Here is a 22253-nt window from a genome sequence, read left to right on the forward strand (position 1 = left end):
TTGGCGTTTTTGGCCTTACTTCAGCGAGGCGACCGGGCCGCTTGCCTCTGCCGGATCGGGGTCGAAGCCGAACACGCCGACCAGATATTTGTAATAGTCCGGCAGCTTCTCCTTGAGCGCCTCGCGCGACTTCGGGTCGTGGAATTCGCTCTTGCCGGCCAGGAAGATGCTGGCGGTCACCGCAAAGAATTCCATGTGATTCTTCAGCGCGTAGGAATCCTTGGGCAGGAGATCCTTGGACTTGGCGTAGGCGTAATAGCCGATCACGCCCTTGTTGGCGTAGCCGTCCGGCAACAGCCGCGCGTGGTAGGCGTGCAGCAACTCGTGCAGCAGCACGGCTTCCTTTTCGTACCGCATCATGTCCGGCCGCAGCATGATCACGCCAAGGCCGGAATCGACCGCGAGGTCGACGGCGTTCGGATTGCTCCAGCGCTGCTTGTTGGGATCCCAGACCGTCAGCGTGCGGGGAGCGGTGCGCTGGATGTCAGGCGTGACCCGGCCGTAGCAGGCGGTCGCGGCGCCTTCGTCGAGGCAGGCCAGCTCGCTGGCGATGATCGGGACGGTGCGGAAGAAGCGCAGCACGCGCGGCGAGAGGCCGGCAGCCTCGACCACGTCGATCTGGCTCTTTACATTGTCGGTGAGCTTGTCGACATCCTTGCGGTCGGAATTCTCCGACAGGTCGAACATGTAGCCGCGATAGCTCTGGAAGCCCGGCGGTAACGCCTGCGCTGCGCCGGCGGACGCATCAAGCGGTCCGGCATGAGCTGGATTGGCAAAGAGCGCGCCGACAATGGTCGCGGTCAGCAGCAACGCAATGCGCATGATGAACCCCCTGATGTCACTTCACGCGGCAGAATAAGCCGCCGTTGTTTGCGAAAAGTGAGTGGGGCGAGACTAAGGCAGCGATGTTGAGGCGTGCTTAATCGATGGTTGCAGATCGCTGAAGTCAATTAGTGCCGGGTTAACCAAGCGTGGATTGCCCGCGCGGTTCGGCGTAGCATGCGATCCGGGCACGAGCCCCAAACCAGATTGCCGGAAGGGAGGATGCCATGTACGCCGCCATCCGTCAGGCCAAAGCGAAAAGCGGGAGCGCCGAAGAGCTGGCGCGCCGTATCAAGGAAGGCGCCGTTCCGATCATCAGCGACGTCGACGGCTTCCGTGCCTATTACGTCGTCTACGCCGGCGACGACACCGTCACGGCGATTTCGATCTTCGACAAGTTCGAGCAGGCGGAGGAGGCGAACAGGCGTGCGATCGCCTGGATCGAGAAGGATCTGGGCGCGCTGCTTGCAGGCGACGCCCGCGCCGCCGCGGGTCCGGTCATCGTGCATACGCTGGCGTGAAGCCTTCGTCATTGCGAGGAGCGGAGCGACGAAGCAATCCAGGCTGTCACTGCGGAGACAGTCTGGATTGCTTCGCTTCGCTCGCAATGACGAGGAGGTAGATGTGCCCCCTCACAACTCTCTTGCATTCGAGAACGCAAAGCTCGACACCCGCCGCGTCGTCTCATCCAAAATCAGCGTGCGCGTGATCGGCGGTTCGGCGCGCTGGGCGCAGTTTTCCCGTTCGCAGAGACGGCAGTTGACGCCGATCGGCGTGCCCTCCGTTTTCTCCAGATCGATGCCGGCAGCATAGACGAGGCGCGCGGCGTGACGGATCTCGCAGCCGAGGCCGATGGCGAAGCGCGGCTGCGGCAGCGGGTGCGGCGCGACCGGGCGGCGCACCATCTGCGCGATCGAGAAATAGCGCGTGCCGTCCGACAGCTCGATGACCTGCTTCAGCAGGCGGTCAGGCGTGTCGAAGGTCGAGTGCACGTTCCACAACGGACAAGTGCCGCCGAATTTCGAGAACGGGAACGTGCCCGATGAAAATCGCTTCGACACGTTGCCGGCATTGTCGACACGAAGCAGGAAGAACGGGATGCCGCGCGCGTTCGGCCGCTGCAGCGTCGTGAGCCGATGGCAGACCTGCTCGAAGCCGGAATTGAAGCGCTGCGCCAGCAGATGGATGTCGTAGTTCAATGCTTCCGCCGCAGCCAGGAAAGCCGGGTAGGGCATCATCACGGCGGCCGCAAAGTAGTTGCCGAGCGTGATGCGGAACAGGCGGCGCGGTGTGTCGTCGAGCGGGCCGGCGCGGCCGATGATGGTCTCCAGATGCTGCGCGCATTCAACTAGGCCGAGCTGAAAGGCGAGCTGGAACGCGCGGCCGGGCGGGTCGACCAGCTCGGAGATCAGGAGCTGGCGGCGGTGGCGGTCGAAGCGCCTCAGCGTCTCGCGCATCACGTCGACCGGCATGATGCGGGTCTGGATCGAATGCTTTTCGCGCAGCCGTGCCGCGAGCGCCGCGTAAAGCTCTTCGGCCGGCACGTTCAGCTCGTCGCGCAGAGTCTCCGCGGCCTGCTCGAGTTCCGGAAAGTAGTTGCGATTGGCCTCGATCAGCTCGCGGACGCGCTCGACCGGATTGGCCTCATAGCGGGTGCCGACGTCGCGGTCGGCCATTTGTGCCGCGGCCAGCGTCTCGCCCTGGCGGGCCTCGGTATAGGCTGCATAGAGCCGTTGCAGCGCATGGGTGACGCCGGGGCAGAGCTCGGCGAGATCGCGCAATTCCTGCTTGGGAACGTCGATCTGGCGGAACAGTGGGTCGGAGAAGATCTCGTTGAGTTCGGCGAAGAAGCGGTCCTCGTCGGCGGTCGCGAGGTCGCGCAGGTCGAGGTCGTAGGTTTCGGCCAGCCGCAGCAGGATCTGGGCGGTCACCGGACGCTGGTTGCGCTCGATCAGGTTGACATAGCTCGGCGAGATCCCGAGCCCCTCGGCGATCTGGGTCTGGGACAGCCCCAGTTGCTGCCGAATCCGCCGGAAGCGCGGGCCGACGAAGAGCTTTTTGCTGGAACCGGCGGGCATTCTCAGGCCTCCAGAGGGACATCAAGGACAGCCTTGCTGACCTTCTGTGTTACAAGATTTACAAAGTGACATCTATTACAAGTACCGATGTTACATGACATCACCATTCAAATACAAGCGCACTATACGAGCTGAGCTTTCTCGCGTTTAGCTTCTGACACGCATCTCGCAATGCATTGTCAAGAATGTCGATGGCTGGTGGCCATCGTCAGCGAAAGGATCAGGCACATGAATTACCAACCCCGTGGCATCAGCACCCTCCAGGCCCCCGCCTCGTATCAGAGTGAGGTCGAGGCGGCCCGGTCGCTCCTGGAGACCCAGCCGACCTGGAACGGGGTGTCGGCCGAGGCGGTCGCCCGCATGCGCCTGCAGAATCGCTTCAAGACCGGCCTCGACGTTGCCCGCTACACCGCGGCGCTGATGCGGGCCGACATGGCCGCCTATGACGGCGATCCCACCAAGTACACGCAGTCGCTGGGCTGCTGGCACGGCTTTATCGCCCAGCAGAAGCTGATCTCGGTCAAGAAGCACTTCGGCAAGACCGATCGCACCTATTTGTATCTGTCCGGCTGGATGATCGCGGCGCTGCGTTCCGAGTTCGGCCCGCTGCCGGACCAGTCGATGCACGAGAAAACCTCGGTGCCGGCGCTGATCGAAGAGCTCTACACCTTCCTGCGTCAGGCCGATTCGCGCGAGCTGAACGATATCTTCCGCAACCTCGATAAGGCCCGCAAGGAAGGCGACAAGACCCGAGAGAAGGAGTTGATCGAGAAGATCGACAACTTCCAGACCCATGTCGTGCCCGTCATCGCCGACATCGACGCCGGCTTCGGCAATGCGGAGGCGACCTATTTGCTCGCCAAGAAGATGATCGAGGCGGGTGCCTGCGCGCTCCAGATCGAGAACCAGGTCTCGGACGAGAAGCAGTGCGGCCACCAGGACGGCAAGGTCACCGTGCCGCACGAGGTGTTCCTGGCCAAGATCCGGGCCTGCCGCCACGCCTTCCTCGAACTCGGTGTAGAAGACGGCATCGTCGTGACCCGTACCGACTCGCTCGGTGCCGGCCTGACCCAGCAGATCGCGGTCAGCCACAAGCCCGGTGACCTCGGCGACCAGTACAACAGCTTCCTGGATTGCGAGGAAGTGACGGCGGAGAACGCCCGCAATGGCGACGTCATCATCAACCGCAACGGCAAGATGATGCGTCCGAAGCGGCTGCCCTCCAATCTCTATCAGTTCCGCCCGGGCACCGGCGAAGACCGCTGCGTGCTGGACTGCATCACCTCCCTGCAGAACGGCGCCGACCTGCTCTGGATCGAGACCGAGAAGCCGCATATCGAGCAGATCGCCAAGATGGTCGACCGGATCCGCAAGGTGGTTCCGAACGCGAAGCTGGCCTACAACAACTCGCCCTCGTTCAACTGGACGCTCAACTTCCGTTGGCAGGTCTACGACGCGATGAAGGAAGCCGGCCAGGACGTCAGCAAGTACAATCGTGCCGAGCTGATGAAGCCGGAATACGACGATACGCCGCTGGCGAAGGAAGCCGACGAGCGCATCCGTACCTTCCAGGCGGATTCGGCCAAGCGTGCCGGCATCTTCCACCATCTGATCACGTTGCCGACCTACCACACGGCGGCGCTCTCGACCGACAATCTGGCGAAGGAATATTTCGGCGACCAGGGCATGCTCGGCTATGTGAAGAACGTCCAGCGCGCCGAGATCCGTCAGGGTATCGCCTGCGCCAAGCATCAGAACATGGCCGGCTCCGACATCGGCGACGACCACAAGGAATACTTCGCCGGCGAGGCTGCCCTGAAGGCGGGCGGCGCCCACAACACGATGAACCAGTTCGGCTAACGCATCACGCTAATCGACAGGAGACTGACAATGACCAACAGCAATTTCTGGGTGATCGGCGGCGAGTTCGGCTCGATGAACTTCCACAAGCTGGTGGAAGGTTCGGCCCAGGTGCAGGGTCCGTTCAAGACCCGCAAGGAGGCCGAGGACGCCTGGCGCTCGGTCTCGGAAGAGAACCGCCACAAGGCGGGCGTCCGCTTCTCGATCGTGGAAGAGCCGTCGCGGGTCTCGGCCTGATAACCTGGATAAGAAGACGTCCAAGGACGGAGGGTCCCATCCGGCGCAAGCCGGGTGGGACCGTCTGTTTTTGGCACAGGTGAACGGCCTGTGGGCACCGTAAGTAACTGGAATTGTAGGGCCTTTGCGGACACTTTGGTTGCTGATAGGTTAATCCGGCCAAGTGAGGGACGAGGCCGCCAATGTCAGAGCCCGAGACCAGCGGGATCCATCCCAGCCAGCCGCGCCCGGTGCGGCTGCGCGATGCGCTGTTGCGCGCGCGGATCGAGGCCGCCGACCGGACGGGCGTCGTCGTCGATTTGCGCGATGCCGAGGTGGCGCGGCTCGAGATCCTCCACGATTCGCTCGATCCCCTGTTCGCACAGGTGCCTGAGCAGATCGACCTGTTCGACCGCGGCATCAGCCAGGGCGATACGCCCAGGCTCTGGATCGACGTCGTCGCGCACATCTTGATGGGGCGCGACAAGCGGATGTACCGCTTCGTGCAGGACACCCGCTTCGGCCGCATCGTGCTCGCCGAATCGCACGACACGTCTGTCATCGTCGAGGCCGTGACCGATTACGTCGCGCGCCGCATGATCGAGCGCGAGCATGCGATGGTGGTCCCGCCCGAGCCGAAGCCCGACGTCGCGCCGCCGCGGCGCCGCTCGCGCTTCTGGCCATTCGTGCTGGGGTTCGTGCTCGGCGCCGCTGCGCTGTTCGGCGTCGCCGTGCTCGCGGCCCTGCGGAGCTGGTGAGGCGTCGTCATTGCGAGGAGCCCGCGACAAAATTGCGAAGCAATTTTGCGCTGGCGACGAAGCAATCCAGGCTGCCGCCGCGGAGGGACTCTGGATTGCTTCGCTGCGCTCGCAATGACGGCGTGAGACTAAATCAACTTCACATGCTTGATCTGCCCGATCTGAAATCCGGCCCTCAGGCTCCGCACCGTCTGCTCGCAATGCCAGCCGGTGTTGTCCTTATCGATCGTGAACAGATTGTAGGCCGCAGCCGGGGTGTGCCCGTGCGCGAGCGCGGAGGCCGAGGGCACGCCGATTGCGGGAATGTTGCGGTTGGGTCCTTCGAACCACATCGTCGAATGAATGTGGTCGTGCCCGTGCAGGATCAGCTCGACGCCATGGCGTTTCAAAAGCGTCAGCAGCCCGGCCGAGTCAGTCATCCGCTTGTGACGCGCGCCGGACTTCAATGGATGATGCACCAGCAGCACGCGAAAGACGTCCTCGGCCGCGAGCTGCTCGAGCACCTCTTCGAGCGATGCGAGCTGATCGCGTCCGAGCGTGCCTGTCGCCATCAACGGCAAGGTGGGCACCGCCGTGGACAGGCTGATCAGCGCGAGCGGCCCGCGCCGGCGCAGGCTCGGAAAGCCGATACGGCCATCGTCACCCGCAAGATAGGGCGCGAAGGTTTCGCCGAAGCGATGAGAGGAGGCGCGGACATAGGCGTCGTGATTGCCGGGAATCGTGGTGACGCGGTCGGGCGGACCGACGCCCTCGAGCCAGGCGCGCGCCGGCGCGAACTCCGCCTCCAGCGCGAGATTGACGAGATCGCCTGTGACCGCGATGTGGTCGGGACCTTGCGCCTTCACGTCGGCGACGAGTGCGTCGAGCACCTCGCGGCGCTGGTACTTGTGACGGTTGCGCGTCCAGTTGACATAGCCGAACGCGCGCTTTCCCGCGAGCTCGATCAACCGCGGCGTCGGCAGCGGCGGCAGATGCGGGTCGGATAGATGGGCGAGCGTGAAGGGGGCCATGGGGCGCGATTGCCTCGCTATTCGCCCGCTGTAATGGCAAGGTCGCAGGCCAGGTGCAAGCGCGGCATCGAGGGAGCCCGATGGCGGAACGTCTGAACAGCGTCCGACGGAGATTCGAGCCGCTGCTGCGGCGAATCTTCCACGCCTATTTCCTGCTGGTCCGCGGCATGACGCTCGGCGTCCGCGCGGTGGTGCTGGATGCCGACACCAGGGTGTTCCTGGTCAGGCACAGCTACGTCACGGGCTGGTATCTGCCCGGCGGCGGCGTCGATCTCGGCGAGACCATGGAGCAGGCGCTGCGGCGCGAGCTCAAGGAGGAGGGGGATATCGATCTCACCGGCGGCGCCGTGCTGCACGGCATCTTCCTCAACAGTCACGTCTCCCGCCGCGACCATGTCGCGGTCTACGTCGTCAGGCAGTTCAAGCAGGATCGCCTGCCCGCGCCCAACCACGAGATCGCCGAGTGCGGGTTCTTCGCGGTCACCGCGCTGCCCGAGGGGACCACGCCCGGCACGCGGCTGCGGATCGCGGAAGTGCTGGACGGCAAGCCCTTGATTGCGACGTGGCGATGATGGCGGCCTGTGCTAGTAAATCGCCGCGCCTGCGGTGTCGGCGCAGGGACGAGGGATGAAGATTGTCTGAATCGACAAGGCCATGGCCGTTTCGGGTCGCCGTGCTGGTGCCCTGCTACAATGAAGAAGCCGCCGTCGCGACGGTCGTCGCCGATTTCCGCAAGGCGCTGCCTGCGGCCGAGGTCTACGTGTACGACAACAACTCGACCGACCGTACCGCGGCGGTCGCGCGCGAGGCGGGAGCGATCGTGCGCAGCGAGCGGCGCCAGGGCAAAGGCCACGTCGTGCGCCGCATGTTCGCGGACATCGAGGCCGACATCTACGTGCTCGTCGATGGCGATGCGACCTACGACGCGCTGAGCGCGTCGCGCATGATCGACCAGCTCCTCGATGAGCACCTGGATATGGTTGTCGGTCTGCGTGTCGATCAATCGCAAGCGGCCTACCGGCGCGGTCATCGCATCGGCAACCGGCTGTTCACCGGTTTCCTGGCATCGACCTTCGGCCACGCCTTCAAGGACATTCTGTCCGGTTACCGCGTGTTCTCGCGCCGCTTCGTCAAATCCTTCCCGGTCCTGTCCGGCGGTTTCGAGATCGAGACCGAGTTTGCGGTCTATGCGCTGGAATTGTCGCTGCCGGTCGCCGAGGTCGAGACGCCCTATTACGCGCGCCCGGAAGGCTCCTTCTCCAAGCTCAATACCTGGCAGGATGGGTTGCGCATCTTCAACACGATGCTGAAGCTCAACCGGTCGGAGCGGCCGCTGCGGTTCTTTTCGGCGATCGGCATCGTCTTCGCGCTGCTGTCGATTGCTTTCGGGCTGCCGGTCGTGATCACCTTCCTCGAAACTGGCCTCGTACCGCGCCTACCGACCGCCGTGCTCTCCATGGGTCTGATGATCATGGCGCTGCTTTCGGCTTCGTCGGGGCTCGTGCTCGACACTGTGACGCGCGGACGGCGGGAAATGAAGATGCTCGCCTACCTGTCCCAGCCGCCGCTCGGGAGGACTTGAAATTGCCCCCGGGGCCGGGCGCAATCCCATGGACCGCTGCCCTCCAAGGTGATATCCCGCCGACGCGATGAACGATCTCTCCCTCACCATCCGGTCGGAAGCCGCCGGCGATGCTCAGGCCATCGAGCGGCTGCACGAACGCACCTTCGGCCCCGGCCGCTTCGTGCTCAGCGCGTACCGCATCCGCGAGCATGTGGATCATGTGCTCGATCTATCCTTCACCGCCCGCGTCGGTACGTTGCTGGTCGGATCCGTCCGGCAATTGCCGATCTGCGTCGGCGACACGCCGGCGCTGCTGCTCGGGCCCTTGACGGTCGAGCCTCCGTTCCGCAGCCGCGGCGTCGGCCGGCTGCTGCTCGAGCGCGCGCTGAAGGATGCGAAGGCGCAGGGCCATCGCCTGGTGCTGCTGGTCGGCGACGAGCCCTATTACAGTCGCGTCGGCTTCAAGCAGGTCCCTAAGGGACGCGTCACGATGCCGGGCCCGGTCGATTACAACCGGCTGCTTGTCATTGAGCTCGTCGAGGGCGCGTTCGAAGGCGTATCGGGGCCGGTCGGTCCCGACTGGGGCAAGACGCGAACCTGACGCGCCATCGCTTCGAAGCTCACATGAAGGTAGGGCAGTGCCGGTCGATCAGCAATATTACCGGGAAGTGTCGTCCGGGAGCACGGCGGAAAAGCTGCTGATTGCGGCGCGCGACCGCATCTTCCAGGATTTCATCGCCCGGATGCAGCCGTCCGCGGCGGACGAGATCCTGGATGTCGGCGTGTCCGACGTGATCAACGACGGCGCAAACGTGCTGGAGAGAAGCTACGCGCATCAGCACAAGATCACGGCCTGCGGGCTCGGCGAAGGAATCAGATTCAAGGCGGCTTTTCCGCTTTGCCGTTACGTGCAGATCGAACCGAATACACGGCTGCCGTTCGACGACAATGCGTTCGATGTCGCGACGTCCAATGCCGTGCTCGAGCATGCCGGCAGCCATGGAAACCAGGTGCTCCTGGTCAAGGAGCTTTGCCGCGTCGCGCGGCGGGTGTTCATCACGGTGCCCAACAGGTTCTTTCCGGTCGAGCACCACACGGCCATCCCGCTGGCGCACTATCTGGACGGCACATTCAGGATCGCCTGCATGATCGCCGGCAAGTCGGAATGGACCGACGAGCAGAACCTGATTCTGATGACGCGAAAACGGCTGCTGGAGCTCGCCGCGCTGGTTGCCAAATCTGCGAGTGCCAAGTCCTCCACCCCCAAGTCCGCCGCCGTGGGCTACACCGGTTTGTCGCTCGGCCCGCTCTCGTCCAATCTCTATCTCGCATTCCGCTGAAGCCGCGACGCCTCCCCGCAGCATGATCCCGATGAACAAAATGCGCACCAGCAAAGCCGTCTTCGCCGTGTTGTTTCTCGCGGTGCTGGTCGGCCATTTCTGGACCATGATGCGATGGAACGAGGCGCGCGGCGTCTATGACGACATCTGCTACCTCAGGCAGGCGCATCTGTTCCAGAGGTTCGGGCTTGTGGAGGGCTTCGACACCAGCCTCGCCCGCGACGACGACGGCTATCAGAAAGCAAAGCTGAAGGAGATCGGCTACCCCGACTGGAACGATACGACCGCTGCGCCCTGTCACAATCTGATGCCGGCCACGGGGAAGGTCGTCATTCAATACCCGCCGGGTGTCGGCCTCGTGTTGGCGTTGTTTCCGCCCGGTCACCAGGTCGTGCCCATGTACATGCTGGCGACCATTGTCGTCCTCGGCTTGGCGCTGTTTGCCCTTTCTCTCGCGCGCAGCATGAGGTCGGTCCTGATGGCCGGGACGTTCGGCTGTCTTGCGATCTACCTGATGGTCAATCCGGTCAAGGCGAGCTATTCGATGGCTCCGACCGTCGTCGTGTGCGCGCTCGCAGGATGTCTCACGGCGCGATGGCTGGCGGGCCCGCGATCTCAACCGGGGATCTGGCTGCTGGCGCCAATCGGCTTCCTGCTCGGATTGACCGTCGATTTCCGGTTGGCCAACCTCTTCCTGGCGTCCGGCTATGGCGTGTTTCTCCTCGTCGCGTTCCTTGCGGACCGGACGGTGTCCCGCTTCTTGCAGGGGCTCGTGTTCGGCGTCGCGTTGCTGGCCGGCGTGATCCCGACCATCGTGTCTTACGCCGTCAACGCCGGCAGTCCGTTCGCGTCGACCTATGGCAACAACCCCGATGTCAGGCCGCTGGATTTTTCGTTCTCGGTGGTCCGGGACTATCTCGCCGATCCGCTCCAGACCTTGCTGATCGTCATCGGAATTGTGGGCTCGATCTGGCTGTTGCGGCAGGCGAACGGCATTCGCCGCGTTGCGCAGCTCACGCTGGCCAATCTGGCGCTCAACCTCGCCTTCTTCTTCACCTATCCGATCGCGACGCCATACTACACGATCCCCATTTCTCTCCTGACATTGTGGACCCTGCTGTTTGCCGTGCTGTTTCAGGAGGAGGCAGAGGCCCCTGAAACAGCCGCTTTCAGCCAACGCGCGATGAAGTCCGGCTAGCTATCGCGCTTTCAGAACTTGAAATTCGCGAACGCCCGCACGCCGATGCCGGGCATCAACACCTCGTCCTTGGTGTAGGACACCGAGTTGCGGATGTTCTCGTTGAGGAGATTGTTGCCGACGAGGCCGGCGATCATCTCGCGCGCACCGAATGCATTCGGGTTGAGCTTGGTCTTGTAGCTGACCTCGGCCTTCAGCAAATTGTAGCCCGCCGTCGGCGTCTCCGCGATCACGGCGATGTTGTTCTGAGCGAAGGCGTGCAACAGATTGACGCGCATCAGCCAATTGTCGTCGCGCCAGAACACGCCGCCGCCCAGTCTCACCGGCGGAATGCGCGGCACGTTGGTGCCGTCGGTGAAGGTGGCACGGACCACGTCGAACTGGTTCTCGATGCCCCAGATGCCGCCCTGGAATGCTCCGACATCGAGCTGCGACTGGAATTCGCCGCCGCGGAAATTCGCGTCCCGCTGCGAATAGACCGCCTGGTTCACCTCGGCGCCGGGTGTGCCGCACGAGGCAAAGTCTTCGTCGCACATCACGCCGGTGAGACGGCGATAGATGAAGTTGTTGAAGTGCGTGTAGTAGACGGTCGCCTCAAACCGAAACGGCCCCGTAGCCTTGCGCAGGCCGACCTCGACGGATTTCGCGGTCTCGATGCCGAGGTTGGGGTTGCCGATGTCGAAGGTCGCGGTCGCATCATGCGCGCCGCGCGAGAACAGCTCGGCCGCCTTCGGCGCGCGCTCGACATATTGCGCGGTGATGCTGCCGACCAAGCCGCCCGGCAGGTCCTGCAACAGGCCGATGCTGCCGCTCTTCGGCGTGAAGGACGGATTGCGGCCGATGCCCGTCTGCGGCGTGCCGTCGGGCAGGAAGTCCGCGGGAAAATCCGGCGTCGTGCCGTGCAGCTCGACATGTTCGATGCGGCCGGCGATCTGGGCCCGTGTCGCGTCCGTGAACTTGAACTCGTTGAAGGCGTATCCAGCAACGCGCGTGCTGTTGTTCGGGTCCCACAGGCCGTTGAACAGCGTGCCCGGATTGTCCGGGCTCGGCGCGCTCAATTCCTGATGGCCGCCCTGGAAGCCCAACGCGGTCGTCACCTCGGCGAAGCGCGCGTTGAACGGCATCAGCTGCACCTCGGTGCGGATCTCCTGCTCCTTGTTGGTGAAGGTCTGCCGCACGCCATCGGTGTTGGGATCGGCGGGATCGGCAAGCCCGATCTCGTTGTGCCGGTAATCGGTCGCACCCGCCCAGAAGCGAACGACGTCGATCGCCGTAGCGTCGGGATGGTACTCGCCCTTGACGTTGATCTTGGTCTGGTGACCGTCGATCCGCGTGTTGTGGTCGGCGCCGTCGATGCCGGGAATGTGGTAGAGCGAGTCGTTCTGCGTGATCGCCGCGCCGATATAGCCGCCCTGGAAGAAATACGAGCCGCCGATCGAGGCGCCGTCCGAGCGTGTCGCCGAATTGGGCTGGCGTCCGTTGGCGACGGTCCGCGTCTGGTCATTCAGATACGGGTAGCTCGGGATGCTGTAGTCGGTGGTGTTGCGCCCGTAGACGTCAGCATGGAACGCAAAATTGCCGCCGCCGGTGTCGAGCAGCACGCCGCTTTCGACGCCGCGGTCGACCGAACTGAACGCGCTACGCGTCTCGGCGGTGACGCAAGGCGACGTCGCGGCCGTTGCGAGCGGCGCCTTTGCCGGCATGCCGTAAGCCTGGAACGATGGAGCGCAGGAGGGCAGCGCATCCGGAATCCGGTTGTTGGTGGCGCTGACGACGCCGCCAATCGACGTCGATCCGTAGCGTAGCGCAGCCGGCCCGCGCACCACCTCGACCTGGTTGGTCGCGAGCGGATCGATCGGGACGAAGTGATCCTCGCCGAGATCGGAGGCGCCGCCGGCATTGGTGCCGTTCTCGACGATGCCGACGCGGTTGACGTCGAGCCCCCGGATGATCGGCCGGCTGGAGGCGCCGGGCGCGAAGCTAGAGCCCGTGATGCCCGGCTTGGAGAACAGGAGATCGCCAAGCTGGCCGCCGCCCTCGCGGCGGATCTCCTCGTTCGGCACCACCGTGACCGTCGCGAACTGGTTGGTGACGATCGGCAGCACGCCCTGCTGAGGTGCGGTCGGCGTGGAGGCTGCCGGCGTGGTGTCCGCGGTGCGTTCGTGGCTGCGGGCCCGCGCGGTTCGCGTGGGGCGGCCCGGATTGCGGTTCGGCACCACGGCCCTGCGTACGATGGGGCTCGGAGCCGTCACGGTGACGGCGGGGATCTCGGTCGATGATTTATCCTCGGCGAGCGCCGAGGTGGCGGCGCCGAGCAGGAGCAGGCTTGCTCCACCAAGACGCTGCGCGCGCCGCAATTTGAATGACATGGTCCTGATTCCAGTCAGGCGCCGTCCGCAAGTTCGTCTGCTGATCGGAGGCGGCCTGCCGTCGCTGCGCGACGGAATTCGACTTCAACGTCTCCCGGGCATGCGCCTGAAAGCGGCGAGCCTGGGCGTGATCAAGCGATGTTGGAAGTCAGGACGCGGGAGGGGCGCGGGGTTGGAATGCCGTGCCGGCCGATTTCAGATGGACGAATTCGGCGTCGGTGGTGCGGTAGAGCAGGTCAATTGCCTGCGGCAGCAACAACACAGGCGGCGCCGCGAACATGACGGTGCCGGCCATCGCGACCAATGCGCAGATCGCGCAATTGTCCTCGCCCGGGTGCTCCCTGTCCGGAGCCAACGGCGATTGCCTCTCGATCGCAGCGCGGTCGATCGAAGCGAGACTTTGGTTGCTGTCGGTCTGCTGAAGCGAGGATTGGGCAAGGGGAGCGGCCTGGGCGAACCAATGGCTGTGGCCGAACGTCAGCGCGAACTGCACCAGCATCGCGAAGATCGCGAGCCGGGCGCCGTGCCTGATATTCGACCGGAACCACTTCATCTGGAAACGCCACCCCACATCGCGAGGTATCATCCCCTGATCCCGCGACGTTATAATGTAACATCGCCCGATCGGTCTGCGGATGTCAACTGCTGTCGAGCCGACCTACGCGAGCCGGCTCCTCGACGTGTCGTGCGGGCAACTGAAGGCCTACGGCATCAGAGCTTTTTGCTCTGGAGCCAGGTGCGAATGGCCTCGATGTGTTCTGCCTTGCGCTCCAGCGGCAGCCAATGTCCTGCGGGCATGCTCGTCACGGTCAGGTCCGGGCAGGCGGCGCGCATCGGGTCACCTTGGCGATTTCTGGTGATGCTGCAGATCTGATCAAAGTCGCCGTTAACGAACAGCACCGGCTGCGACAGGCGGCCGCCGTTGGGTGCCTTGCGCGCATAGGCGATGTTGGCGTCGTCGTTCAGGTACCACGCGCAGGATGGGCGGAAGCCATGAGCCTTGAACATCTGCACCAGCACGTCGAAGTCCGCCGGCGGCCAGAGAGCCGGATCGGGCTCAGTCGGCGGAGCGCGGTGCGCGGCGCCAAAGCGCCCTCCATTGCGCGTGACCATCGCATTCGGCGAAACCTTGCCGATGCCGGCGGGGTCGCCTGGCCGAAAGATCGACGCCAACGATGCTGCCAGATCTGCATCGAGATCGGCGACTGCCGCCTCGAAGTGCGTGTTGTAGTAGCGGTAGTAATCCCATTGGCCGTCCGGATATTGGTCAACCGGATAAATCGTTCGGTCGACCAGCGGGACGACTGTGCGCATGGCGTGCCCGTCGGGTTGATACGCCAGTGAGGTCAGCACGACGCCGCGGCTGCGCCTTGGCTGATGCGCGACCAACTGACCAACCACAACACAGCCCCAGTCGTGACCGACCCAGATCGCAGGCTTGCCGCCAAGGTGATCATGGAGTTCGGCCATGTCCGTCACGATTTCCTCGATGGTATAGGCGTCGTTGGCTGCAGGCGTGGAAGAGCCGCCGTAGCCGCGCAGATCGGGAGCGACGCAGTGCCAACCGTCGGCGGCAAACGCGTCCATCTGAGCGCGCCACATCAAACCGATGCTCGGCCAGCCATGGACGAAGATCATCAACGGTCCGTCGGCCGGCCCGCACTCGATGTAGCGCGTTGTCTGACGAGGCGAGCTGAACGTGCGCTGGTCGAGCGTTAGTTCGGCTCCAGAACTGATCGGATGAAGTGGGCCTGTCACGGTCGAGTAACTCCGCTTCTCACTGAGCGCTCGCGCTGTTTAAGTGCTGCGAAGGCTGCGTCCAGAACTGCTCTTGTCCGCGGGGGCGATGCTTGGACAGGGACACGCCTGCCCAGGGGAGAGGAAGAAGCGCCCCCAGATTTCACAAGCGCTACATTCGACCGAGTTCGGGGCCGAAGGCGCTATGGAGCTTCGGCGAAGAACGGGAGATGGGGATTCTATCTGACTGACGGGAAGCGAAGGGAGGCGCGTAAGCCGCCTAGCGCCCCTCGCGCATCCACGTCGCAGCAAACGCGCCGAGCAGCAGCAGCAGCCCGACCAGGCCGGCAAAGATCGGCAGCACGCCGACGCCCTTCACGACGCTGGCGTCGCGCATCCGCACGCCCATCCAGCCGTCACCATGGAAGACGCTCGCCGAGCGGACCGGCAGGATGCGCGGCAGCTCGACGCTGGCGCCGTCGACCACGCGCACGGCGTCACCGCCGGTCGCCTGGGTCAGCGGCTTCAACGTGTCGACGGTGGAGGTGACTTCCGAAAACTCCTTCGGATTGGTCGGGCCGACATTGATCAACGCCTTCAGCGTGCCGTCGGTCGCTTGCCACAGGCCGAGCTCGCTCGCCGGCAGGCTGGCGCGCCATTCGCCGGGATCGCCGGCTGCAAGCGTCAGGTCGCGCGACACGCCCGACGGCGAGGTCACGCTCACCGGCTGAACGCTGTCCGCCATGGTCTGGCGCACCACCACGAGATTCTTGCCCTGCACCTGCAGGCGCAACGCTTCCTCGTCCAGGTCAGGCTGCTTCATCAGCCAGTGCGACATCCGCCGCAACAGATCGAGATGCGGGCCGCCGCCTTCGTAGCCGCGCGCCCACAGCCAGATGTGGTCGGAGAGCAGCAGCGCGACGCGGCCCTCGCCGAAACGCGACAGGAACAGCAGCGGCTTGCCGTCGACGCCCGTCATAACGGGCGGGTTGACCGCATTGCGGGTGTCGACGGTGCGGAAGAACCGGCTCCAGCGCGGCGGCTCGGAGGCCGAGCCCTCGAGGCCGCGCGTGACGGGATGGCGTTTGCCGACGTCGGACAGATGCGCGTAGAACGGCTTTTCCGTCACCCCGACCGGTTCGGCCGGCAGCACCGAATCCAGCGGCGTGCGCCAGATGCTGGTGTTGGAGGCGTAATCGGGGCCGGCCGAGACCAGCACCGCGCCGCCGGAACGCACGTAGCGTGCGATGTTGTCGAAATAAGCGATCGGCAGCACGCCCTGGCGGGCATAGCGGTCGAAGATGATCAGCTGGAATTCGTTGATCTTCTGCTGGAACAGCTCGCGGGTCGGAAACGCGATCAGCGACAATTCGTTGATCGGCGTGCCGTCCTGCTTCTCCGGCGGCCGCAGAATGGTGAAGTGGACCAGATCGACGCTGGCATCGGACTTGAGCAGATTGCGCCAGGTGCGCTCGCCGGAATGCGGCTCGCCCGAGACCAGCAGCACGCGCAGCTTGTCGCGCACACCGTCGATGGCGACAACGGCGCGGTTGTTCACCGGCGTCAATTCCCGCTCGAGCGGCGAGGCCTCGATCTCGACGATGTTCGGCCCGGAATGCTTGATGTCGACTTCGACGCTTGCCGCCTGGCCGCTCGAAAGCGTGCGCTCGTTGATGACCTCGCCGTCCCTGCGGACCGTGACCTTGGCGCGCTCGCCGCTGACGCCCTGGTCGTCGAGGCGGTAGGTGATGGTCTGGGGCTGCCCGACGATGCCGAAGCGCGGAGCAGCGATGACCGCGATACGGCGGTCGCGCTCGTCTTTTTGCCCGGTGATCAGCGCGTGCACCGGCGCCTGGAAGCCGAGCCCGGCAGCGTTGGCCGGAATGTCGTGAACGCGGCCGTCGGTGATCAGGAAGGCGCCGGCGACGCGGTCGACCGGCACGTCGGACAAGGCCGACGCCAACGCCCCGAACAGCTTGGTGCCGTCGGTCTCGCCGTCGGCCTGTCCGGCATCGACGACGCGGACCTCAAGCCCCTTGATCTTCTTCAGGCTGTCGACCAGCGCTTCCTGCGCCTGAGCGGCCTCGCGATTGCGATTACCGAAATTCTGGCTCGGGCTCTTGTCGACGACGATTGCGGCGACCGAGGTGAGCGGATCGCGGTCCTCGCGGGTGAAGGAGGGATTGGCGAGCGCCAGCAGGAACAGCGCCAGCGCGGCCACGCGCACGGCAGCGCCGCGCGCCCGCGCCAGCAGCAGCACGATCGCGATGACGACGATCGCGGCCAGCGCGATCCACAGGACGATCGCGGGAACCAGCGGCGTGAATGCGATGCCGTAATTCATATAGATCCTACTGCCCCAGCCGTTCGATCAGAGCCGGTGCGTGCACCTGGTCGGCCTTGTAGTTGCCGGTCAGCGTGTACATCACGATGTTGGCGCCGGCGCGGTAGGCGAATTCGCGCTGGCGGGGGTCGCCGCCGGTCACCGGCAGCATGGCCTGGCCGTCGGGCCGCACGGCCCAGGCGCCGGCAAGGTCGTTCGAGGTGATGATGATCGGCGAGACGCCGTCGCCGCCGCGCGCCGGCCGCTGCGCGCTGTCCTCGTCGTCTTCGCGCGGCAAGGTCTCGACCCAGGTCTGGCCGGTTGTGAAGCGGCCGGGGAAGTCGCGCAAGAGGAAGAAGGTCTTGGTCAGCACGTGCTCGCGCGGCACCGGCTCCAGCTCGGGCACGTCGAGCGAGGACAGGATCTCGCGGAGCGTCTGCATGGCCGGGGTCTGCGCGGCGCCGTTGGCGCCGGGCGGCGCTTCGACCGCATCGCGGGTGTCGAACAGCACGGTGCCGCCCTGCTTCATGTAGGCGTCGATCTTGTTGATAGCGTCCCGCGACGGCTTGGGCGCGCCGGGAACGATCGGCCAGTAGATCAGCGGGAAGAAGGCGAGCTCGTCGCGCGCCGGATCGATGCCGACGGGATCGCCGGCTTCCAGCGCGGTGCGCTGCGCCAGGAACAGCGTCAGTCCTGACAGCCCGGCCCTGACGATGGAATCGACGTCGGCATTGCCGGTCACGACATAGGCGAGGCGGGTCTGCGACACCGCCTTCATCGCGAACTCGTCGGACGCGCTGTCCGCGCGCGACGGCGTCGGCCCGAACGCGGCGAGGCCTGCGAGAACCAGTCCGACGACGATCATCGCGGGCGCTGCGCGGCGGCGCAGCAGCGCGGCGAGGCCGCCACCGAGCACCGCGACGATGATGGCGTCGACCAGGAATAGCGCGAGCGCCGTCGACAGCAGCCAGCCGCGCAAGTCCTGCGGCTCGGCATTGGTGTAGGTGGCGTGCCGGGCGCGCAGGCTCGCGGTGTTCAGGGCTGCGATACGGTCGGCGCTGGCAAGCGTGTTCACGGCGAGCGGTCCTTCTGCCGGACCATAAAAGCCCGGCGGATGATCGGGTGTGGCGCGGTCGCGATAATCCGCGGGCAGCGGCTTTGCGGCGGCCGGCGGCGGGCCGAAGGCGCCGAAGCCGTCGAGGATATGCAACGGCGCCACCGTCTCGGCGGTCGCCTCAGTGGCAACGCCTGGGCCGGGCTTCGCGGTATAGCCGGACATGTCGACGACGCGCCGCAGGATTTCGACGAAGGTGCCCGACATGGGCAGATCCGACCAGCGCATGTCGGCGCTGACGTGGAACAGGCTGACGACGCCCTTGCCGCGATGCTCGCCGGTCACCAGCGGCGTGCCGTCTTCCAGCGACGCCCAGCTCTTGGTAGCGAGCACGGCGTCGGGCTCGGCCAGCACCTGGCGGCTTATGGTGACGTCCTTGGGGACCACGACGCCGGCAAACGGACCGTCGGCGGCAAAGGAGGCCAGATGTTGCGGCTTTTCCCAGGTCAGGCTGCCGCCGAGCGTCCGGCCGCCCTTGCGCAGCTTGACCGGGACGAGATCGTCCTCGGCCTGCGCCAGCCGCGGACCGGCGAACCGCACCAGCACGCCGCCCTGATCGATCCAGGCATTGAGACGCTCGCGGATTTCAGGGGCGATGGTGCCGACATCGGCAAGGATGATCATCGGCAGCTTCTGGTCGAGTAACTGCGTGATGCCCTGCTGCGGCGAGCCCTTGTCGGCGAGCCGCACGTCGGCGAACGGCGCCAGCGCGCGGGTGAGATAGAAGGTCGGCGCCAGCAGCGGCTGCGCGGTCTCGCTGGTCGAGCCCGAGACGATGCCGATGGCGCGGCGGCGCCAGCGCTTGTCGAGCAGCTGCACTGCGCCGGCGGAGCGCTCACCGGCGATTTCCAGCCGCGTGATGTCGTTGCGCAGCTCGACCGGCAGATCGAACGACGCTTCGGCTTCCGTGTCCTGCGGACCGAACGAAAAACGCGCTTCGCCGATCGGCGATGACTTCTGGTCCAGCGCGCGCACGGTGCCGATGGCGATGCCGCCGTCGGTGCGCAGCACCTTCACCGTCATCCTGGCTGCGGCGTTCTCGGCCGCGACCAGGGCCAGGGCTGAGGAGGTGCCGCCTTCGAACACGGTCAGGCTGCGATCGCCGACGGTCTTGCCGAGGCCAGCGACGAACTCCTCGCCGCGACCGGTGTCGACACCGTCGGAGAGCCAGGCGATCTCGCAGTCGCCGGTCGCTTTCAGGAAGCGATCGATTGCGGTCAGGGTCTCGACGCGCTCGATCGAATACGGCTTTGGCGTGAGCTGCCGCAGCGCGACGCGCGCGGCGCCCGCCGGCATCAGGGTGATATCGCGGTTCGGCTCCGACAGCGGCACCAGCGCAATCGCACGGCGGTCGTTCTCGGCACCGGCGATCAACTCGTCGGCGGCCCTGATCCGGATGTCCCAGTTCGAGGCCGCGCTCCAGCCGTCGTCGAACATGATCATCAGCGGCGCCTTGCTCGCGGCCGCGCCTGTTTGCGGATTCCAGATCGGACCGGCGGCGGCGAAAATGACCAGCGCCGCAGCCAGCAGCCGCAATGCGGTCAGCCACCACGGCGTCCGCGACGGGGTCTCTTCGCGCGGTGCGATGTCGAACAGCAGGCGGGTCGGCGGAAACTCGATGCGGCGCGGCCGCGGCGGCATCACGCGCAACAGCCACCACAGCACCGGCAGGCTGACAAGGCCGATCAGGAGCAGCGGTTCGGTGAAGGCGAGCGGCAGTCCCATCATGCGGCCGGCCCCGCCTTGATCGTGGTGGTGCGCGCCCCCGATTTGCTCACCTGCATGCCGGCATGCAGGAATAGCAAGAGCTCAGCGGCCGAGCGGTCGGTCGCATGCGTCGTGAACAGCCAGTCGAGCTTGTTGGTCTCGGCGCGGATCTGGTCGCGGTGCAGCGCGAGCCGCGCGGTGTAATCCAGCGCCCAGCTCTCGGCGCGGCCGGCGGTGATCACGCCGAACCCCTCGGGCTCGACGAACTCGACGCGGCCGGAATAGGGGAATGATTCCTCGGCGGGATCGACCACCTGCACCAGCGTGCCATGCGCACCGGAGCCGGATAGGCCGGCGAGCGTGGTCCTGATCTCGGAGATCGGCGACCAGAAATCCGACAGCACGATCGTCTCGGCCAGCGCCGCGGGCACGAAGGACGGCGGCAGGCTCAAGCGGTCGGCATCGTCATGCAGCATTGCCTGCGCCATCTTGTCGATGACGCTGCGGCTCGCGGTCGGTGCCATCAGCCCGGGAATGCCGACGCGCTCGCCGCCGGACACCAGCAGCTCGGCCAGCGCGAAAGCGACGATCAGCGTCCGCTCGAGCTTGGATTCGCGCGCCTGCTTTGAAGCGAACGCCATCGAGGGCGAGCGGTCGGGCCAGATCCAGACCGTGTGCGACGCTTCCCATTCGAGCTCGCGGACATAGAGCAGATCGTCGCGCGCCGAACGCCGCCAGTCGACGTTCTGCGACGGCTCGCCGGAGACGAAGCGGCGGTACTGCCAGAAATTTTCGCCGGAGCCGGCACGACGGCGGCCGTGCAAACCGTGGATGACGTTGGCGGCGATACGGCGGGCCTCGAGCACCAGGCGCGGCAGCGAAGCGGCGAGCGTGCGGCTTTCGCCATCGGCACGTCGGATCGCGATGATCTCCTTCGCTGCGTGCCCGTTCTCTGCGGCCATCAACCGATCCGTGTCTTGAGCTGCTTGATCACGTCCGGAATCGTGCGGCCTTCGGCGCGCGCCTGGAACGTCAGCGCCATGCGGTGCTTCAGCACGGGCTCGGCAAGGTCGAGCACGTCGTCGATCGAGGGCGCGAGGCGGCCGTCGATCAGCGCGCGTGCGCGCACCGCGAGCATCAGCGATTGGCTGGCGCGCGGGCCCGGTCCCCAGGCGATGAACTTGCTGGTGTCGCCGCCGTCCGGACCCGGACGGGCCGAGCGCACCAGCGACAGAATCGCCTCGACCACGGAATCGCCGACCGGCAGGCGCCGGATCAGTCGCTGCGCGGTGATGAGTGCATCAGGCGTCATCGCGCCCTTCGCAAGCGTCTCGTCGGCGCCGGTGGTTTCGAACAGGATGCGGCGCTCGGCGTCGCGGTCGGGATAGTCGACGTCGATCTCCATCAGGAAACGGTCGAGCTGGGCTTCAGGCAGCGGATAGGTGCCTTCCTGCTCCAGCGGGTTTTGCGTGGCGAGCACGTGGAACGGCTTCGGCAGATCGTGACGCGCGCCGGCAACGGTGATGTGCTGCTCCTGCATCGCCTGGAGCAGCGCCGACTGCGTGCGCGGGCTGGCGCGGTTGATCTCGTCGGCCATCAGCAGTTGCGCGAACACGGGGCCCGAGATGAAGCGGAAGGCACGCTTGCCGGAGGTGCTCTCGTCGAGCACTTCTGCGCCGAGAATGTCCGACGGCATCAGATCGGGCGTGAACTGGATGCGCTTGGCATCGAGGCCGAGCGTGATGCCGAGCGTCTCGACCAGCTTGGTCTTGGCGAGGCCGGGGACGCCAATCAACAGCGCATGGCCGCCGGAGAGGATGGTGACCAGCGTGTTCTCGATCACGCGATCCTGACCGAAGATGACGGACGCGATCGCATCCTTTGCCGCGCGAATTTGGCTCGACACCTGCTCGGCCGAACGGACGATCCCGTCTTCGAGCTTCTCGACACTCTCCGCCATCCGTTAGCTCCTTCAGCCTGCCATGCGGCTCGCTTGCGTCGTCATGTCATCACGTCCTCAACTCAAGACGTGGGCCCTATGCTAGACTTGCAGGAAGGCCATGTATTCGTTGAATTAACCTATCCCCACCTTATCGGCTTAGGGATATGTAGGGCATCACGAAGTGGCGACCTCCACACCGGACTAATGCGGGGTGG

At 65.4% G+C, this 22253-nt stretch carries 19 protein-coding genes; 9 read left to right on the forward strand and 10 right to left on the reverse strand.

The window, feature by feature from the left end:
• Window positions 1-15: 15 nt before the first annotated feature.
• Window positions 16-822 carry a hypothetical protein gene (locus GWG67_RS22615; protein WP_275171498.1) on the reverse strand — a complete coding sequence of 269 codons (807 nt, stop codon included), beginning with the start codon at window positions 820-822 and terminating at the stop codon, window positions 16-18.
• Window positions 823-1049: 227 nt separating this feature from the next.
• Here GWG67_RS22615 and GWG67_RS22620 point away from each other — a divergent pair, with 227 nt between their 5' ends.
• Window positions 1050-1343: an antibiotic biosynthesis monooxygenase gene (locus tag GWG67_RS22620; RefSeq protein WP_007607017.1), complete on the forward strand. Its 294-nt coding sequence runs from the start codon at window positions 1050-1052 to the stop codon at window positions 1341-1343.
• A 111-nt stretch (window positions 1344-1454) separates the two neighbouring features.
• On the opposite strand, the gene GWG67_RS22625 is transcribed toward GWG67_RS22620, so the two are convergent.
• Window positions 1455-2900 carry a short-chain fatty acyl-CoA regulator family protein gene (locus tag GWG67_RS22625; RefSeq protein ID WP_275171499.1) on the reverse strand — a complete coding sequence of 482 codons (1446 nt, stop codon included), beginning with the start codon at window positions 2898-2900 and terminating at the stop codon, window positions 1455-1457.
• 228 nt (window positions 2901-3128) lie between these two features.
• On the opposite strand from GWG67_RS22625, the gene GWG67_RS22630 reads away from it, so the two are divergent.
• From GWG67_RS22630 to GWG67_RS22640, 3 genes are all read left to right on the forward strand, one after another.
• Window positions 3129-4760: an isocitrate lyase gene (locus GWG67_RS22630; RefSeq protein WP_275171501.1), complete on the forward strand. Its 1632-nt coding sequence runs from the start codon at window positions 3129-3131 to the stop codon at window positions 4758-4760.
• Window positions 4761-4790: 30 nt separating this feature from the next.
• Entirely contained in the window at window positions 4791-4997 is a 207-nt protein-coding gene (locus GWG67_RS22635) for a hypothetical protein (RefSeq protein WP_007595122.1), read from the forward strand.
• A 182-nt stretch (window positions 4998-5179) separates the two neighbouring features.
• The gene (locus tag GWG67_RS22640; protein ID WP_275171503.1) at window positions 5180-5734 is read left to right on the forward strand and encodes a hypothetical protein; all 555 of its coding nucleotides are present in this window, start codon (window positions 5180-5182) and stop codon (window positions 5732-5734) included.
• Window positions 5735-5862: 128 nt separating this feature from the next.
• On the opposite strand, the gene GWG67_RS22645 is transcribed toward GWG67_RS22640, so the two are convergent.
• A complete protein-coding gene (locus GWG67_RS22645; RefSeq protein ID WP_275171505.1) occupies window positions 5863-6744 on the reverse strand; it encodes a metallophosphoesterase in 882 nt (293 codons plus the stop codon).
• 80 nt (window positions 6745-6824) lie between these two features.
• Here GWG67_RS22645 and GWG67_RS22650 point away from each other — a divergent pair, with 80 nt between their 5' ends.
• The 5 genes from GWG67_RS22650 (at window position 6825) to GWG67_RS22670 (ending at window position 10846) form a co-directional block, all read left to right on the forward strand.
• Window positions 6825-7316, forward strand: coding sequence for an NUDIX domain-containing protein (locus GWG67_RS22650; RefSeq protein ID WP_275171506.1), 492 nt, complete (start codon window positions 6825-6827; stop codon window positions 7314-7316).
• Between the two features lie 62 nt (window positions 7317-7378).
• Window positions 7379-8326, forward strand: a complete 948-nt coding sequence (locus GWG67_RS22655) for a glycosyltransferase family 2 protein (RefSeq protein WP_275171508.1) — start codon at window positions 7379-7381, stop codon at window positions 8324-8326.
• Window positions 8327-8393: 67 nt separating this feature from the next.
• Complete coding sequence (locus tag GWG67_RS22660) at window positions 8394-8909, forward strand: GNAT family N-acetyltransferase (protein WP_275171510.1); 516 nt, start codon at window positions 8394-8396, stop codon at window positions 8907-8909.
• A gap of 37 nt (window positions 8910-8946) precedes the next feature.
• Complete coding sequence (locus GWG67_RS22665) at window positions 8947-9648, forward strand: class I SAM-dependent methyltransferase (protein ID WP_275171511.1); 702 nt, start codon at window positions 8947-8949, stop codon at window positions 9646-9648.
• 40 nt (window positions 9649-9688) lie between these two features.
• On the forward strand, window positions 9689-10846 hold the full coding sequence (locus tag GWG67_RS22670; protein ID WP_275171512.1) for a hypothetical protein: 1158 nt from the start codon (window positions 9689-9691) through the stop codon (window positions 10844-10846).
• Between the two features lie 11 nt (window positions 10847-10857).
• Here GWG67_RS22670 and GWG67_RS22675 read toward each other — a convergent pair whose 3' ends face one another.
• The 7 genes from GWG67_RS22675 to GWG67_RS22705 form a co-directional block, all read right to left on the reverse strand.
• Window positions 10858-13215 (reverse strand): TonB-dependent receptor, encoded by a 2358-nt coding sequence (locus GWG67_RS22675; protein ID WP_275171513.1) that lies wholly within the window; start codon window positions 13213-13215, stop codon window positions 10858-10860.
• Between the two features lie 148 nt (window positions 13216-13363).
• Entirely contained in the window at window positions 13364-13768 is a 405-nt protein-coding gene (locus tag GWG67_RS22680) for a DUF2946 domain-containing protein (RefSeq protein WP_275171809.1), read from the reverse strand.
• Between the two features lie 158 nt (window positions 13769-13926).
• Complete coding sequence (locus GWG67_RS22685) at window positions 13927-14853, reverse strand: alpha/beta fold hydrolase (RefSeq protein ID WP_275171810.1); 927 nt, start codon at window positions 14851-14853, stop codon at window positions 13927-13929.
• Window positions 14854-15232: 379 nt separating this feature from the next.
• On the reverse strand, window positions 15233-17296 hold the full coding sequence (locus tag GWG67_RS22690) for a hypothetical protein (protein WP_275171514.1): 2064 nt from the start codon (window positions 17294-17296) through the stop codon (window positions 15233-15235).
• 7 nt (window positions 17297-17303) lie between these two features.
• Complete coding sequence (locus GWG67_RS22695) at window positions 17304-20117, reverse strand: DUF4159 domain-containing protein (RefSeq protein ID WP_275171515.1); 2814 nt, start codon at window positions 20115-20117, stop codon at window positions 17304-17306.
• The gene (locus GWG67_RS22700) at window positions 20114-21058 is read right to left on the reverse strand and encodes a DUF58 domain-containing protein (protein WP_275171516.1); all 945 of its coding nucleotides are present in this window, start codon (window positions 21056-21058) and stop codon (window positions 20114-20116) included. Before GWG67_RS22700 ends, GWG67_RS22695 begins: the two co-directional genes overlap by 4 nt.
• Entirely contained in the window at window positions 21058-22056 is a 999-nt protein-coding gene (locus tag GWG67_RS22705) for a MoxR family ATPase (RefSeq protein ID WP_275171517.1), read from the reverse strand. Before GWG67_RS22705 ends, GWG67_RS22700 begins: the two co-directional genes overlap by 1 nt.
• Window positions 22057-22253: the final 197 nt, after the last annotated feature.

The sequence above is a fragment of the Bradyrhizobium sp. CSS354 genome, from assembly GCF_029051725.1.
Taxonomy (GTDB): domain Bacteria; phylum Pseudomonadota; class Alphaproteobacteria; order Rhizobiales; family Xanthobacteraceae; genus Bradyrhizobium.